Below are 15,642 nucleotides of genomic sequence, written 5' to 3'. Positions count from 1 at the left end.
TGGCCGACATCAGTCGGAATAGGTGGCCGGCTTCAAATCGGAATGGTGGCCGACATCAAATCGGAATCCCCGGCCGGCTTCCTTCGGAATCCGCAGCCCGACCGGAAAGAGGTTCGGAAGGTTCTGGGCGCGTACGGGTTACGTTGAGGGCGCCGCCCGTAGTGTTCTTGCCGAAAAGCGTACCTTGCGGACCGCGCAGGACCTCGATCTGCTGGAAATCAAAAGCCTGAAGCAGTTGTCCGGTCGAGGTCGACAGATACACGCCGTCCAGTACGACGCCTACGCCTGGCTCAAAGCTTTTCTCGATGTCCTGAAACGAGATGCCGCGAAGACTGATATTTGCCGCTCCGGGACCAGATGGCGAAGGCGAGATGGTCAGTGAGGGGACACGACCGGTAAGATCCTGAATATCGCGCTGGTTGTGCTTGGCCATCTCCTGCGCCGAGAACGCCGAAACCGAAAGCGGCACATCCTGGATATTCTCTGAGCGCTTTTGCGCGGTAACGACGATTTCGCTGAGCTGGCCGCTGTCAGTTTCGTCATTCGTTCCATATGAGCTTTGTGCCTGGGCCGAAGCGGCGGTGAGGCAGATGGCAAAAGCAATAGCGCTGCTGGTGGCCTTCAATTGGCTGGTCATGTCACTCTCCCTGTCGCAGACTGAACCACGATATTTTTCGGTTGCCGTCCGATGAAAGTATCATAAATTTACATATCGCATTAAGACAACCTAGCACTTTGCGCAGAATGAGGATAAATCGGCATATTTTTGGTGCGCATTTAATTTAAATGATAAATTTAGAAGGTCGGATCGCGCAGCGCTTGGGTGCCAAGCAAAAGGACCCTATGAAGAGTATGGAAGTGACAGAAGAGCCCAATCTCACCCGTTCAGAGAGAACCCGGCTACGCATCATGCGTACTGCTGAACGCATGTTTGGCTCAGAAGGAATTAATGGGCCGTCATTGCGGCAAATCGCCAGCGCGGCGCGACAAAGCAACGGCAGCGTGATCCAGTATCACTTCGAGGATAAGGACAACCTTATCAGAGAGATCATGCTTACGCGTGTAAGGGAAATGGAATCCTGCAGGCATGCAATGCTCAAGGCCGCAGAAGAGTCCGGTCAACTTGATGACTTGGCCACTCTCCTTCGAATCCTATGCCTACCTCATATCGAATTGCGCGATCCAGACGGGCGGTTCCCCTTTAGCGAATTCCTGATTGAATTCATGCTTCGCTACAGGGGCCCGGCGGGTTCAAGCCATCCCTACGACGAGCGGCCTGACATGGTGCCCAACCTCACCCGAACGCTTAAGCTAATCGGCAGGCGCCTGCATTATATGGACGCGGAGTTCATCTCCAGGCGCAGCATGACAGCAGTCATGATCTTCCTCTACAATCTGATCAGCGCAAATGAACAGGGTATCAAAGGCGCGCAGTTTGATCGACGCATTGAGGATGCAATTCTAATGGGCGCGCAAGCCATGCTTGCACCTTTACCACCGTTAGCTCCTGATCACGCCACGGTCGATTAATACTACTGGTGAGAGTGCCATCCAGGCTGTCGTTCCGCAGGTCGGATTGTGGCAAAGAAACTTGCATCCAGGTCGAGAATGATCTGCTTGAGAACGGCGCTGCAAAATTAGGCCACGGTAGCGGCGGCGAAGTGCTGCTGCGGGCGGCGTAAAAATCGTCCACTTTTTCCCTTTCGCGATGGCGGCGAGGGGGATGAGGGATTTACACCGTGGAACTTTACCTGAGGGTTCGTCTGGCGTGTTCTGAAGGGATGAGCCAGCGCGAGGCAGCGAAGCATTTCAACATATCGCGCGACACGGTTCGCAAGATGCTGTCGTATTCGGTGCCGCCCGGTTACCGACGCAGCGCCCCGGTGCGGCGACCGAAGCTGGAAGCGTTCATACCGATCATCGATGGCTGGCTGGAAGGGGACCGGTCGGTTCCGCGCAAGCAGCGCCATACGGCAAAGCGTGTGTTCGACCGCCTTCGCGAAGAGCATGGCTTCACCGGCGGCTACACGATCATCAAGGATTACATCCGGGAGCGGGATCAGCGCGGGCGGGAGATGTTCGTGCCGCTTGCGCACGCTCCCGGCCATGCCAAGGCCGATTTTGGCGAGGCGCTGGTCGAGATCGGCGGCGTGGAGTGTGGAGCGGCGTGCAAAATTGACCCCCTTATGGAGTGGGCCCCTAGGGTCGGACAGTCGGGACCTAAATCTTTGACCATGGGTTTGGCTTTCGGAGAAAGCCAATGCGTCACCGATCTCACAGTATCGAGTTCAAGCGTCAGGTCGTTCAGGAGTACCTCGGCGGCGAGACGCTACACGGCCTGGCCAAGCAGCACGACGTTTCCCGCCAACTGATCCGAGTCTGGATCGAGAAGTATGAGGCTGGCGATTTTGACGATGATGCTCGTGCTGCCGACCTCATTCAGCAGTACGAGGCCCGCATTGCCGCGCTCGAGCGCCTCGTCGGCAAGCAGGCTCTCGAACTTGAGTTTTTAAAGGGGGCTCTGAAAAGTGCACCACGTCGGAAAAGCGGGACTACCTCCGTCATCACCGGCCCAGAGGCATCTCCGTTTCCCAAGGATGCAAGCTGATGGGTATCGCCCGTTCCACTTTTTATCGCGAGCAACTCCAACGGATCGGAGAAGCCGAGTTGCTGAACGCGATCATCGCGATCTGTGACGAATTCGAGGCCTATGGCTGGCGCCGTGTACGGGCTGCCCTCAAGCAGCAGGGGATCTGCGCCAATCACAAGCGCATCAAGCGCTTGATGCGCGAGCATGACCTGCAGCCACGGCGGCGACGGCGATATGTTGCAACAACAGACAGCGCCCATGATCTGCCAATATTCCCAGACCTGACCAAGGAGATCGCTCTGTCAGGCAGAGACCAGCTCTGGGTCGCAGATCTCACATATGGTGCGCCTCGTCCCGGATGGTCCGGGAGGCGTATGTTGGAATGCAAAGGAGAAAGGAGGAATTGAACGAATGCCTTGCCCTCTGCTGTGAGGGGGCATGAGCCCAAGCGGCGGTGACCTGCTGTCAACTGGCAGGGTGACGTAGCCCGCAGGTAAAGGGGATTGAGGCGAAGCCGTTACGCCAAGATGGTCCCCGAGGCTGTAGCGCTGGAAGGTTGAGGAACACGAACCGGTTAATCCGCATCCGAGGGCTGAAATGTCGCCTTCGCCTACACGGCTTAACAGGCGGAATGCTGATGATGGCGCCGGACATGTATGTCGGCGGCATCCGAGTGCGGGCGTACAGGTAGGTCGCCCGCATGGAGCCATGGAGAGAACGCAGCCAGGCCATGGCATCGGCATCGACTTGCGGGACGCAAGGACAAGGACTGCGACCGGCAGCCTCCCCAGCGCGCGAAAGTCCAGCATATGAACGAGGGAAGGCATGATGGAATGCCAAGGGAGTTGGCCCCGATGTCCATCATGCTGGCGGAGTTCCCGTAGTAGTCCGCGGCAGGGAAAGCCTGTCACATGGCGAAGGGGGACAGTTCAATCTGCTTGAAGTGCAAACTACCTGACCAAACGAGGTGAAGACCTTTGATAATCAGTGAAATGCAGCACAAGCTCGCGTCATGGGCCGAGAGCGATCCGAACCGCAGGTTCGACCGCCTACTCCGGCTCATTGCTGACAGGGCGTGGCTTGCCGAGGCAGCCCGGATCGTGCTGGCGTCGAGTGGCGCCAATACCCCGGGCATAGACGGAATGGACAAGCAACGGATGCAGGCCGGACTGGCAGAACATCTGGCCAGCCTGCGAACGGACTTGCTGACGGGGCACTACGTCCCGCAGCCGGTCAGGCGAATCTATATCCCGAAAGCCAATGGCAAGAAACGCCCACTGGGTATCCCAACCCTGAAAGACCGCATCGTCCAACCTGCGATGCTGATGGCCATGGAGCCGATCTGGGAGAGCGACTTCCATCGCCTCTCCTACGGCTTCCGGCCGGAACGCAGCGTGCATCACGCTGTCCGGACCGTGAAGATACAGTTGCAGGATAGTGGCGCCGGAACGCGGGGCCGCTGGATCATCGAAGGTGATCTGGCGAGCTACTTCGACACGGTACACCACCGGCTTCTGCTTCGCTGTGTCCGGCGGCGTATCCGGGATGATCGGTTCGTCGATCTGCTCTGGCGATTCCTGAAGGCAGGCCACATTGACCGTGGCCTGTTCGTCGCCTCAAGTGAAGGTGTTCCGCAAGGCGGCGTGTTGTCGCCGCTCCTGTCCAACATCATGCTCCATGAGTTTGATGCGTGGCTGGAGGCGAAATACCTGAGCGACAAGGCGCGAAAGGATCGCTGGGCTTGGAACTTCGGTATCCAGCAGGGCCGCCCCATCACGGTTCGCGAGAACCGGCAATGGAAACCTGCTGTCGCCTACTGCCGTTACGCCGACGACTTCGTCGTCATCGTCAAGGGCACCAAGGCACATGCCGAGGCCATCCGCGAGGAATGCCGGGCCTTTCTGGAAGGCGACCTGAAGCTGACGCTGAATATGGACAAGACCCATATCACCCACGTCGACGACGGGTTCGTGTTCCTCGGGCACCGGATTATCCGCAGGCGGGGATCGAGCGGACGCATGTCCGTGGTCTCGACGATACCCAAGGAGAAAGCCAAGACCTTCGCTCGCCGACTGGTCGAGGCGCTCTCCGGCAATCATGAGATTGCCACGGTGGACATGATCGACAGCCTGAACCGCCAGTTGGCGGGCTGGGCCGCGTTCTACAAGTTCACCGACTTCACGGCGCGCATATTCCGGCGCATCGACACGGTCGTGTTCTGGAAAATGGCGCACTGGTTGGCGCGGAAATACCGGTCCCGTATCAAGCCCTTGATGCGCAAATGGTACCGCGTGCCGGAAATCGGCCACTCAAAGACGTGGCTGATTTACGGACGAAACAATCAGGGCAATGCCGTCGGCAAGGCACTACGACGACTGGTCACCAGCCAGAAGTTGCAGTTCCGGTGGCGGAACCCGGAGCGAAATCCCTACATCTACAGGGACGAACTCCGAAACACCGTCACTTCTCGCTATCATGATGTCGCCATGGCCTTGGGCCAAGGTTGAATAGAGAGCCGTATGCGCTGAAAGGTGCACGTACGGTTCGGGGAGGGGAAGCGCTTATGCGCTTCCTACTCCACTGCCTATTATCGGCGGGTTTGCCTATGTGGCGATCATCCTGGATGCATGGTCTCGGCGGGTGGTCGGCTACGCTATCGGCCGCTCGATCGACGCCAGACTAGCCATTGCCGCTCTCGAGTCCGCCATTTCGAGCCGGCGACCACCTCCGGGCCTCATTCATCATTCGGACCGTGGCTCTCAATACGCAGCCGGGTCCTATCGCGCATTGTTGGCGGCCAACGGCATCAGTGGTTCGATGAGCCGACGCGGAAATCCTTACGACAATGCCAAGGCAGAAAGCTTCATGAAGACGCTCAAGGTCGAAGCAGTCTACCCGATGGCATTCGAAACTTTCGGCGATGTCGCCATCCATCTTCCACGGTTCATCGATCACACCTACAATCAACGTCGGTTGCATTCCGCCTTGGGTTACATGAGCCCAGAACAGTTCGAGGAGTTACACGCCAAATCAAGGGTCAAAACAGCAGCCTAATGACTGTCCGACCCTAGGGGCCCACTCCATTAGCGGGGTGATCGGCGTCTAAATTTGACCCCCTTCATCTCATTGTGAGAAGCGCCGCCGTTTGGGTTCCGAACGGCGGGTACAGGGATGTTGGTTGTGGAGACGATTACGAGGATCCGTCGGGAGCACCGGGACGGTAAGCCGATCCAGGCGATAGCGCGGGATTTGCGGCTGTCGCGCAACAGAGCGGGCATTGGCGCCGGAACGGATGAGTCGCGCGGATTCGATCACGGGACATTCTCGGTGATGCAAGCGATGCGTCCCGAGGCAGACTTACCTGTGGTTCAATTGTCAGTACGACATGACATGGACCCGTCAGCACATCTTCTGGCGGGAAAGGCGCTTGCGCCTCTGCGCGACGAAGGGATCCTGATCATGGGAAGCGGCCTTACGTACCACAACCTACGTCTGTGGGGGCCGGCCGCAACTCAGCCTTCGGCGGCGTTCGACGCATGGTTGCAGAATGCCCTGGTCGCGAAGACGTCGGCAGAGCGCGAAGCAATGCTGCGCAACTGGACACAAGCGCCGGCCGCCCGCGTGGCGCATCCACGGGAGGACCACTTGCTTCCCTTGATGGTGGCAATCGGAGCCGCCAGTGAGGAAGCCGAAACCTGCGTCTATCATCAGGACGAATTCATGGGATCGATCACTGCCTCTAGTTTCCGGTTTGGCGAGATCCGAGGTTAGCGGGGCGGCGTCGTGGTACCGAGCCCCCGCACAACCGATGCTTGCCTCCGTGGGATTTCGTTGCAGGCAGGGGGAATGAACAACCGGCAGCTTTCAAGGAGCGGTTTCGCGCCTAGGAACGGCAGCATAGTCGGCGGCTGTTATTATCACGTAGATCCGATCCGAGTGTCCGACTTCCTGTTTTCGTGCTCCGAAGCGGACTGAGCGCAAAGTCCCAGTTGCGTCATTCGTAAAGCGATAGAAAAGCGCTACAGCAGATGCGACGGCTGTCGCCGAAGCGGCTGGCAGCAGGCGATGAGAATGGAGTTGCCGAGATGGCAAGTTCCTCCAGAATGGTTGTTGCCGAACCAACTCTGTTCTGAAGCAGGCCGCTGTCCTCTCCCCATCAGATCTACCGGCGTCAATCGGTCTTTTTGTTCAGTAAACTTGGGGCTGCGTGGGCGAGCTTTGTCGGGGGTTAGCCTTCAGGTTAACGGGCTGCTTGACTCAAAGCATGTATGGCCTCCTTTTTCGGCGTAATGATCGGTCCGTGTACCATTCCTGATTTCATCGCAGCGAGGACCGACATGTATGAACGCATTCGTGAAATTATTGATGGAGTGGTTGAAGTGAATGGGCCCGACCCTTCAGCGATCAGAGACCGGGTCTGGGAACTCTTCTTCGAGGTCCAGGACGAGAATGGCCGTATTGAGCTTCTATCGATGTACGACGCGGCGATGCGCCTTGCGCTTGGGCGATTGACTGCCGAAACGCCAGAGTTCGAGGGTTTGCGCCAGGTCGTTGAGATCGACAAGTGCGCGTTTGTCATTCTTGAAGCGATGATCGAAGATGCAATCGTCGACGCCGACGAGTTCGATCGTATCGTTGACCGGGAGATAAAGGCCAACCGGATGCACGGTCGTGAGTTTGCGATGCATGCAAAAAGCGCGGCAAAGGTGCTTCGGGATCAGCGGGAAACGTGGAATAGGCGCAAGGGGCCGGCCGGCGACACTTTGCATTGACCTGCTGAAGGGATCTTCGAAACTACTCACGGCGCGCGGTGGCGCTCGGACAGTTGTCCGACTCAGCGCACAGGCGTATCAAGAAAGCGACCGCGAAAGGCTTCCCTCGCCGAAGTCATGAGGCTGTCCAAGCGACAAGCATCGGAGGATGCAGCGTCCTAGACAGGCGATTGACGAAGTAGGGCCGGTTATTGGGCCGCTCTCTCGCCCAGAGCGGCCCTTTCCAGTTTCTGCATGAATAGCTCACCCACTTCAGCCGCATCCGGCGGGCCACGCCAACGCCCGCGTACAGTACGCCGTGAACAAAGCTTAATCTCGGCACCGCGCCGAATCCGTTAACATGTCCGCTCCGGAACAGGAGGTTCGAAATGGACAGTCGTGTCGGTTCATTGATCGGCGACCTTGCCAGCTCGCCGACACTCAATCCTGCCGCCGCGCGCGATCGGATTTGGCGTCTGCTGAGTAAGACGCCGGACGAAGCGAGCAAGGAAGCGCTGATGCACGCGTATGACGTCATCATGGGCATCGCGATCGGCCACCTCGAACGAATGGGCAAAGACGTTCAGGCACTGAAGGATGTGGTATCTGCCGACAGGCAAGGCTTTGCGTTGGTCGAAGCAATGGCCGACGGGGGCAGTATCGAACCGCGCGCCCTGTGTCACATCGTTGACCGTGAGGCCGCCGCCGGACGGATGACCAGGTCAGTGGTATTGCTGACCTTGAATGCCGCAGCTGCAGAATTATCGCCGCGGCAAACGGCGGCTGGCCAAGCGTCAGGCAATCATCGGTGGTCTATTCACTGACGCATGTGCGGCGCAGCCGCCGAACTGATTTCAGATGGCGTGAAGTCTTTCGACCTTTCCCCTGGTCGGATCCACTCCGACGAGTTGGTCATGCTCCCCGAGAATGCGCTCGATCTCCTGTCGCTTCTCGAACACTAGCTTGGCCACGCCAGCGGTCATGCCGCCTTCGTCGCCAACGCGGCCCAGAACCGATGCGAGGTCCTTGAGAGTCGCTTCTTCGAGGCTGGAGTGGAGACCGCCTTTTGAATCGCGAAATGCAACACACTGACTGGCCATTGTCGCCTCCTTCCTGGCGTATACGAAACTACTGCAACGCGAGAGCGGGACTGTTGGTTGCCAAAGCGATTAAGCATGGAGAACGCTAGTTTGCACCCTGCGCGCCTCACAACCTGCTAGCGATTTGCTCAACATCGGTCATTGGTGGGGCCGCAGCGATAGGGGGGCTTTGGGCGATCGTGGCTGCAATCGAGGGCGGTTTCGATGAACTGATCCAGCATTGCACCAATCTTTCGAAGCGCATCATTCAGATGTTGATCCTATGACATTGTGGAGTGGCGCCCTGTACTCTCCCATTTATGACACGTGTCAGATAAAATGCGGGAAACTAGCATAGGCTCAGTATGTTCCTGCAAGGCGGACACACACGGGAGTCAGATGGTGGCTGAAAATTGCAATTGGGACCTCGAGGCTGATGTTGTCGTTCTGGGATCAGGCGGCGCGGCGATGACGGCCGCAATTGCGGCCCATGATTTCGGCGCCAGGGATGTGGTCATTCTGGAAAAGTCCGGGATGGTCGGGGGCACGACCGCCATGTCCGGCGGAATGCTCTGGATTCCGGGCAACCATCATCAGGTCGAAGCCGGCATAGAGGAGAATGATGAAGACATCGTCGCCTATCTCGACGCAATGGCACCGGGCCAGCTCGATGCCGACACGCTGATGGCGTTCATGGAAAGTGGGCCTGAGATGATCCGCTATTTCGCGGACAAGACCCCCGTCCGGTTCCATGCATTCGCCGATTTCCCCGACTACCAGCCATACCTGCCGGGTGCGAAACCTGACGGAGGACGCTCGCTGGACAACGATGCCTTCTCATTCGAGCGGCTCGGCAAGTGGGCCGCCCGCGTCAATCCCACCAAGATGGCCTATCCCGTGCGAGGCAGCCTGATGGAGGCAATCACCGGCTCACTCGACGACGCCACACTCGCCGAGCGTGAAGCGAGGGACTACCGCGGGCTGGGCCAGGCATTGGCCGGATCGCTGTATCTCGCCGTGATTGAGCGCGGCATTCCCGTCGAATTCGAGAAGCGCGCCCGCAAGCTGATCAAGGATGGGAACAGGGTCACCGGCGTAATCGCACAGGACGCCAGCGGCAACGACTTCCGCGTGCGCGCCCGCCGCGGTGTGGTCATCGCAACGGGCGGCTTCGAGTGGAACGAGAAATTGGTCCAAACCTTCCTGCGGGGCCCGTTGACGGGCCCGGTCAGTGTGCCGGAGAACGAAGGCGACGGCCTGCTGATGGCAATCAATGCCGGTGCTCAACTGGGCAACATGCAGCATGCTTTTTGGCAGCAAAGCGTGCTGGAATTCAAACCGCAGCACCGCAATGCCAAGCCTAACTATCTGCTTGGCTCCGATGAACGGGCGCGCCCCGGCGCCATCCTCGTTAACAAGTACGGCAAGCGTTTCGTCAACGAAGCGGCAAACTACAATGCCATGGGCAAGGCCTTGCATGCCTTCGATGCAGGAAGGCACGAGTACGCCAACTTGCCCTACTGGCTAATCATCGACCAGCGTTACAAGGACAAGTACCCGACCTTCGGCGCTATGCCGAGCGCCCCTTTACCATCCTTCATAATGAAGGCGGACACTCTTGAAGAACTCGCTGAGATGGCGGGTATTGACGCTCAAGGTCTGAACGCCACTGTGGTCCGATTCAATGAGATGGTACGCAGAGGCAAGGACGAGGACTTCCATCGCGGCGAGAATACTTATGACAACTACTACATGTGGGGAGACATGGATTTCGAGCCGCCCTACCGTACGCTGGGCGTCATCGACCAGGGGCCGTTCTATGCGGTAAAAATGGAATCGGGCGCCCTGGGCACAGCCGGTGGCCCCAAGACAAACGAGAACGCGCAAGTTATTGACTGGGACGGCAATCCGATCCAGGGTCTCTATGCCGCTGGTAACGCAATGGCTGCGGTGCTTGGCGAAGGATATGGCGGTGCTGGCGGCACTCTGGGGCCCGGTATGACTTTCGGTTACATCGCCGGACGCCACTTGGGCCAACACATTCCCAACACCTGACCTGCACGCCACAGGGCATCGCCCGCTGGGACCCCGAGATCTTCCATTCCGCCCGGCCCGGGTGTCGTCGAGCGAAATCGCGCACAGATGACACTCCAGGCGGCCGCGGCTCATTAGCAAAAATTTCACTGCCATGATGGCAGTCGCCCAGCGCATTTGAGCTCACCGAAGCAATGCTCCCGGCCAGGTCCTGCAGGAGGTGTCCGAGATGCCCATCGTGGTCGGCACGGATCAACGGCGTACACAGGTGATAGCCATTGCCTTCGATCAAGTAGCCGACAACGGGACCGACGCCCTGACCTTGCGCGAGATGGTGGCAGCGAACGGCTGCAGCGCTTCGATTGTATCGGACTACTTTCGCAACAAGAACGCACTCCTCTTCAAGGGAGCCTGGGCAACATCATGGCGTCTATTTTCCAGGCGCTGGCGACTGCCGGAGCCTGACCTTCCGTCGTCATGCCATCAGGAAGGCAATTAGTCGCATGCCTCGGCCAGCCAGGCTACAAAGTGCACGTCAGCCACCCCCTGATGCAGTTCGCCTGCACAAGGGATCTTGTGGAAAGCCAATTAACAACCGGGTGAACTTATGAAGCCGCCTACGAGCTGTGAACATCAACTTTGTCGGCATTGCTGACATTCCGTCCATGGGCTGCTAACAGGAGGACTTGATCACCAGTCTATCCAATTGGTTATTGAAGTTTGCCTGATGACCCTGCCACGCGAATACCTTGCGGCCCTCTCGCCTCTGGCTGACGCTTTTTCCACTTACGAACTCACCACTGGAAACCACGCAGTGCTGGTTGGCGGTGCCGCGGCGGCGATCCATACGGATGGCGCTTTCATGTCGGCGGACTTTGACGTGGTGGCAGGCAATGACGGAGCCTTCAGTGAAGCCATGCGTGCCGCAGGTTTTGAAGAAGACGAAAAAGCACTCCACGGGCTGAGAGGATGGTATCATCCCGCCCACCCTCAATTCGCGGTTGAGCAGGTTTCAGGCGCATATTTCGATGGACTTGGAGACAGAGAACGCTGCCTCAAGTTGATCGTGCGTGACGGAGCAGCGATTGTCTTGCCTGCGATCGAAGACATGATCGCGGACCGGTTGGGGCAACACGAGGTCGCGGGCGCGGATACCGCGATGCTTGAGCAGGCGAAGGCACTTTATGCGCTCGCCGAAGGATTGGACCTTGTTTACCTTCAACGTCGGATTGCGGAAGAAGGTGGAAATCCGGTGCATTTGGGGTTATCTAATCCTCTATGAAGACGCTCGAACTCAAGGGCTACCTCGCTAACGTTAGGGCGCGCAAGGCATTGCTGGGCTCCGACAGCTCGATTGCGGACGCAGAAGTGTGTCGCAATGACGGCCTACGCCGCACGGCCCGCAAGCGCCTTGCCCTTGAGCGTGCGGAGGCCCGCGCGACAGCCGCTGGTGCTACGCCGATAGTCTCAAATTACTGACAATTTTTGCGGACGCCCGCGATAGAGTGACGGGCGAGGCGCCAAAACCTGGGTATGTCGCAGTGCCATGAAAGATGCCACTTGGGCTGACACCGCCAGTGGCATTCATCCGAGCTTAAGTGGCTTCAATTCCATACAAGACTCAGCCTGACCAGATCCGCCGCTGTTCCGACCATTCCAAGTTGCAGTTCTTTTAAAATGAACGGTGATGGTGACGTTATTTCCTGCGAACTCTATCGCAGGTACCATTAACCGCTAACGTCGTTGGTTCAATGCCTTGTCAGTGTCGGCAAGTCCTTGTCCGTCGCCAGCTTAAGCGTCGCAAACCAAAGCGCCGTCTTCGTAAACAGGCGTTGGCCTGCATAGAGCTTCCCATAAGGGGTCTCGTGAAGCAGTCCTAGCCAGCAAAGTGGCCTCAGGACATGGATGTAGACCATCGGTCGAAGCATATAATCGTGCCGCAAGTCAGCTTCCTCGATACCGAGAAGGGCCGCACAAGCTGGGCGGTATAATGCGGCCAGTCGAAGACCTGCGCCGCCCATGTCACGAAGTAGCGCTTTAAAGGTTTGGCTGGCGTCAGCCCGATCGGCCCGTTCACCTGCAGATAGTCGAGTGTCAGCAAGGCGGCTCGCAAGATCGGTGATACCGTAAGCTCGGGGGCGTCGTCACGCGGCGCAAGAAACTCGATCATGTTCTCGGCTTTTGTCGGCCCAACGCTTGAGAAGCAACCCCGATCTTTCGCCGGCATAGCCCCAGTTTCGCGCGCGACAGACCTTCGAAGCCGATTAGCACCGCGAAGGAGCGGTGTCGGCCACACAGCATGCTAACCCCGCAGGGTGCGTCAATCTCGGCATGGAGTAGAATGGGATCTGCCCGAGGGCTGGGAATCAGGAAATCGGTAAGCGCGAAACAGGTGGATTGCCTCTACCTTCTCCTTACCCCGAGCGCTGCGCCTCCACCGTCAGGAGCACTTCTTGTCCTTGCTTCTGCCTTCCGATTTCGACCTCAGACGCTCAATCGATCCCAGATCATCGACGCTGAAGGGGGCGATAAGGAAAATACCCGCGAAGTTGTCCTTGGCCCATTGAACGATGCCCTCGCGCTCGTGACCGGAATCGAGCAGAATTCTCACCCTGAGACCGTGCTTGAAACGGCCGTCATGCGTGATCTTCGCTCCGCGTTGCGACAGATCGAGGACTACCGTTTGCAGCACCTGATCGTCGAAGATCACTTTGCCGGGGACATTTGCCTTCAAACGCGGCGCCCGCGCGCCCTCGGCTCTACCTTCATGCGAAGTGCTGCTCAAAATCTGCGAGCTGTCGATGAGTTGATCGAACTTGACGCCGCACTCGTCGCCATTGAGCCAGACCACCTTCCCTGAAAGCTTGACCGAAGGTGAAAATGCGATCGACAATCTATCGTTGAGGTCTACAGGCATCGACAGGCGCAGGGCCATACCCCCGTCGGATATATTGCGGCATCGACCTAAGCCTTCATCACCGTCCCGTTCGATCTGAACCAACCGATAAATCGTTCGCGTTCGGTCACTGTCCCGACGTTCGGATTTGCTAACTTCGTAATCATTATCGTCTGATTTGGAGCGACCCATTGCGACTTTCTCCCGGGCAAGTGCAAAGACGGCGGGAGCCTAGGTTCATAATTTTATTAAGTAAAGTTAGCCAACTGCATTTCCTAAAAAACGATGTCTGTATTCCAATTCGAATTCGCACTGATAAGTCTGGAATCACTGCCAAGCCTGCCACTGCCCGCTTGAATACAGATCTCAATACCGATCCCATAATCGCTCAACAAAGCGAAACAGCCCTGCCCTATCGTCATCAGTATGAACCCAACACCGCTTGCCTGATCCGAGCCCTTCACAGATAGACCTCCGACCTTTCCTGAGCTTCTCCCCAATGTAATTTGCAAAATCGCTCGATTGGCGACCCGAAACGGTCAGGACAACGTGCAACAGACTGCCTCGGTTGATTTGGAAAGAACCAAACCCTGGAAACGCCCGTGACTGGCAAAACCTACTTACCGGTCAATCCGGCGCTCGCCCGCGACCAAAATCGTGGGAAAGCTGCCGACGCAGATGGCTGCCGGTCTGACCAAAGGCTAACAAGCGCATTCCATTACGCACAAGGAATTAGGCTCAATGAACAACAACGATCTTGCAGATGTCATTGCCGCTGAAGGCGGTTTGACCAAGTCCGACGCCCGCAAGCTGGTCGACGGTGTCTTTGCCGCCATTGCCGATGCCGCGGCCAAGGGCGAGGAAGTGTCCATCAATGCATTCGGCAAGTTCAAGGTCAAGGACACCCCGGCGCGCGAAGGTCGCAATCCGTCAACGGGCGCGACGATCCAGATCGCTGCCTCGAAGAAGCTGGCGTTCTCTCCCGCCAAGGCGGTCAAGGACAAGCTCAACGGATAATCCTCGTTCCAGCGCCTCATCCAGCAGGGCGAGGCGCTGGCCCGAACAATGGGATCTCAGCCAAGGCAGCCAGCAACCTCACAGGCCCTTGCATCGATCAAAGCCTGAAATCGCGATGAATGCTGGGTCGCCGAAATCGAGCGTGCCGAAGTAAACGGCACCGAGATCATCGGTGGATGCGGAATGCCAAGAAGAAGGCCAAAGCCGAATTGCCGCTGGCCAGTATGCCTGGCTGGTGCTCCAGTTGGCTTAAGGAACGGGGAACCACCTCCCCGCCGCTATTGACGTTTGTGGAATTCAGGCCGCAGCCTGGAATTGGCGCACGAGCCTGCGCAAGTCCTCGCCCCGGATAACCCGTTCAAGCTGGAAGCCGGCGCGCCCGTCATGTGACCAGACCAGGAGCGCGTCCATACGCCCGACAAGCGGGAAGTGTACTTCGAGACGCTCTCCACGCTGCAAATCGAGATCACCTTGCACCATGAAGCCTTGCGCGGAGATGTTCTGGATATCGAGCGTGATTTCGCCCAGGCGACGATGCTCGGCAGTCACGACAAGGTCCACGGAATGCCGCGATGCGTAGCGCATCTCGTACGAGCCCGGCCGGGCCTGCTTGATCATTTGTGTTAGCCTCGCTCTTTCCTCTCGCCGCGCCTTTCCTCACGGGAAATGGCCAACAATCGGTTAACGAGTCATCATTTGTTACGATAACGCATCAAATTGTCTGTCGTCGCTTATCACGCAAGCAGACGACAAAAGGCCTCGGAAGATTTCTCCTCCGAGGCCCTTTTCGCTTTCGACAGATAATCGATCAGCTGAATTTCACCGAGAGCTTGCGACGCGGCTTGCGCGGCGCCTTGGCTGGCGCGCTCACCGTTTCCTTGGCGTCCGCGCTCTTGCCATGCGCCTTTGCCACCGAAGCCTTCGCAGCCTTCACAGCCGGCGCCGCGTCAGTAACCGGCGCGCTTGCTACCGGCTTCGCATCTGCCTTGACCGGCTTGGCTGCGGCAACGTCAACCGAGGCAGCCGAGACCTTGGGCTCAGCAACCGCTTCACTGGTCTGCTTGGCCGAGACCTTCTTCGCTGCGGCAGGCTTCCTGGCCTTGGCTACCGACTTCGCCGGAGCCTTGGCGGCCGGCTCAGCCATGGCCTCGACCGCTGCGCTCTTCTGCGCCGGTGCTTCGTAAGCGCGAAATTCCGCGCACCTGTTCGGTTGAGTGACGCGGTGTGAAGGATGTGTCCACCAAGGAAGAGGTGGACACATGGAGATGGCACCGA

The 15,642-nt window shown here is 58.1% G+C and carries 19 protein-coding genes and 1 pseudogene; 14 read left to right on the top strand and 6 right to left on the bottom strand.

The window, feature by feature from the left end:
* Positions 1-55: 55 nt before the first annotated feature.
* A complete protein-coding gene (locus tag B5483_RS22310; protein WP_079732097.1) occupies positions 56-637 on the bottom strand; it encodes a TonB-dependent receptor plug domain-containing protein in 582 nt (193 codons plus the stop codon).
* Between the two features lie 206 nt (positions 638-843).
* Here B5483_RS22310 and B5483_RS22305 point away from each other — a divergent pair, with 206 nt between their 5' ends.
* The 9 genes and pseudogenes from B5483_RS22305 (at position 844) to B5483_RS22265 (ending at position 8,165) form a co-directional block, all read left to right on the top strand.
* Positions 844-1,530: a TetR/AcrR family transcriptional regulator gene (locus tag B5483_RS22305; protein ID WP_176168175.1), complete on the top strand. Its 687-nt coding sequence runs from the start codon at positions 844-846 to the stop codon at positions 1,528-1,530.
* A gap of 209 nt (positions 1,531-1,739) precedes the next feature.
* Positions 1,740-2,156: pseudogene (locus B5483_RS22300) on the top strand (helix-turn-helix domain-containing protein); the annotation flags it as partial.
* A gap of 104 nt (positions 2,157-2,260) precedes the next feature.
* Positions 2,261-2,608 carry a transposase gene (locus B5483_RS22295; protein WP_079732095.1) on the top strand — a complete coding sequence of 116 codons (348 nt, stop codon included), beginning with the start codon at positions 2,261-2,263 and terminating at the stop codon, positions 2,606-2,608.
* Positions 2,608-2,997: an IS3 family transposase gene (locus B5483_RS22290; protein ID WP_079732094.1), complete on the top strand. Its 390-nt coding sequence runs from the start codon at positions 2,608-2,610 to the stop codon at positions 2,995-2,997. The genes B5483_RS22295 and B5483_RS22290 overlap by 1 nt, the downstream gene beginning before the upstream one ends.
* A gap of 585 nt (positions 2,998-3,582) precedes the next feature.
* The gene (gene ltrA, locus B5483_RS22285) at positions 3,583-5,097 is read left to right on the top strand and encodes a group II intron reverse transcriptase/maturase (protein ID WP_079732093.1); all 1,515 of its coding nucleotides are present in this window, start codon (positions 3,583-3,585) and stop codon (positions 5,095-5,097) included.
* Positions 5,098-5,170: 73 nt separating this feature from the next.
* Entirely contained in the window at positions 5,171-5,644 is a 474-nt protein-coding gene (locus B5483_RS22280; protein WP_079732092.1) for an IS3 family transposase, read from the top strand.
* Positions 5,645-5,839: 195 nt separating this feature from the next.
* On the top strand, positions 5,840-6,361 hold the full coding sequence (locus B5483_RS23340) for a DODA-type extradiol aromatic ring-opening family dioxygenase (protein WP_245829563.1): 522 nt from the start codon (positions 5,840-5,842) through the stop codon (positions 6,359-6,361).
* Between the two features lie 518 nt (positions 6,362-6,879).
* The gene (locus tag B5483_RS22270; protein ID WP_176168172.1) at positions 6,880-7,362 is read left to right on the top strand and encodes a hypothetical protein; all 483 of its coding nucleotides are present in this window, start codon (positions 6,880-6,882) and stop codon (positions 7,360-7,362) included.
* A 368-nt stretch (positions 7,363-7,730) separates the two neighbouring features.
* Positions 7,731-8,165 carry a hypothetical protein gene (locus B5483_RS22265; protein ID WP_079732089.1) on the top strand — a complete coding sequence of 145 codons (435 nt, stop codon included), beginning with the start codon at positions 7,731-7,733 and terminating at the stop codon, positions 8,163-8,165.
* A 30-nt stretch (positions 8,166-8,195) separates the two neighbouring features.
* On the opposite strand, the gene B5483_RS22260 is transcribed toward B5483_RS22265, so the two are convergent.
* Positions 8,196-8,441, bottom strand: coding sequence for a hypothetical protein (locus B5483_RS22260; protein WP_079732088.1), 246 nt, complete (start codon positions 8,439-8,441; stop codon positions 8,196-8,198).
* Between the two features lie 306 nt (positions 8,442-8,747).
* Between B5483_RS22260 and B5483_RS22255 the strand changes: the two genes are divergently transcribed.
* The 4 genes from B5483_RS22255 (at position 8,748) to B5483_RS23335 (ending at position 11,933) form a co-directional block, all read left to right on the top strand.
* Positions 8,748-10,475 carry an FAD-binding protein gene (locus tag B5483_RS22255; RefSeq protein WP_245829561.1) on the top strand — a complete coding sequence of 576 codons (1,728 nt, stop codon included), beginning with the start codon at positions 8,748-8,750 and terminating at the stop codon, positions 10,473-10,475.
* A gap of 208 nt (positions 10,476-10,683) precedes the next feature.
* Positions 10,684-10,953, top strand: coding sequence for a TetR/AcrR family transcriptional regulator (locus B5483_RS22250; protein WP_079732087.1), 270 nt, complete (start codon positions 10,684-10,686; stop codon positions 10,951-10,953).
* 228 nt (positions 10,954-11,181) lie between these two features.
* Complete coding sequence (locus B5483_RS22245) at positions 11,182-11,736, top strand: hypothetical protein (RefSeq protein ID WP_079732086.1); 555 nt, start codon at positions 11,182-11,184, stop codon at positions 11,734-11,736.
* Entirely contained in the window at positions 11,733-11,933 is a 201-nt protein-coding gene (locus B5483_RS23335) for a hypothetical protein (protein WP_079732085.1), read from the top strand. The genes B5483_RS22245 and B5483_RS23335 overlap by 4 nt, the downstream gene beginning before the upstream one ends.
* Before the next feature lie 415 nt (positions 11,934-12,348).
* Here the strand turns inward: B5483_RS23335 and B5483_RS22235 are convergent, their stop codons facing one another.
* Both B5483_RS22235 and B5483_RS22230 read right to left on the bottom strand, forming a co-directional pair.
* Positions 12,349-12,624, bottom strand: a complete 276-nt coding sequence (locus tag B5483_RS22235; protein ID WP_217698242.1) for a hypothetical protein — start codon at positions 12,622-12,624, stop codon at positions 12,349-12,351.
* A 270-nt stretch (positions 12,625-12,894) separates the two neighbouring features.
* Positions 12,895-13,542, bottom strand: a complete 648-nt coding sequence (locus B5483_RS22230; protein ID WP_079732084.1) for a PilZ domain-containing protein — start codon at positions 13,540-13,542, stop codon at positions 12,895-12,897.
* A 549-nt stretch (positions 13,543-14,091) separates the two neighbouring features.
* On the opposite strand from B5483_RS22230, the gene B5483_RS22225 reads away from it, so the two are divergent.
* Positions 14,092-14,367 (top strand): HU family DNA-binding protein, encoded by a 276-nt coding sequence (locus B5483_RS22225; protein WP_079732083.1) that lies wholly within the window; start codon positions 14,092-14,094, stop codon positions 14,365-14,367.
* 297 nt (positions 14,368-14,664) lie between these two features.
* Here the strand turns inward: B5483_RS22225 and B5483_RS22220 are convergent, their stop codons facing one another.
* The gene (locus tag B5483_RS22220) at positions 14,665-14,985 is read right to left on the bottom strand and encodes a PilZ domain-containing protein (protein WP_079732082.1); all 321 of its coding nucleotides are present in this window, start codon (positions 14,983-14,985) and stop codon (positions 14,665-14,667) included.
* 190 nt (positions 14,986-15,175) lie between these two features.
* Positions 15,176-15,511 (bottom strand): hypothetical protein, encoded by a 336-nt coding sequence (locus tag B5483_RS22215; protein ID WP_079732081.1) that lies wholly within the window; start codon positions 15,509-15,511, stop codon positions 15,176-15,178.
* Positions 15,512-15,642 lie beyond the last annotated feature (131 nt).

Source organism: Novosphingobium mathurense, from assembly GCF_900168325.1.
In the GTDB taxonomy this organism is placed as follows: Bacteria; Pseudomonadota; Alphaproteobacteria; order Sphingomonadales; family Sphingomonadaceae; genus Novosphingobium; species Novosphingobium mathurense.
Note: the sequence above shows the minus strand (reverse complement) of the source record. Positions and strands in the feature narration are given on the sequence as shown.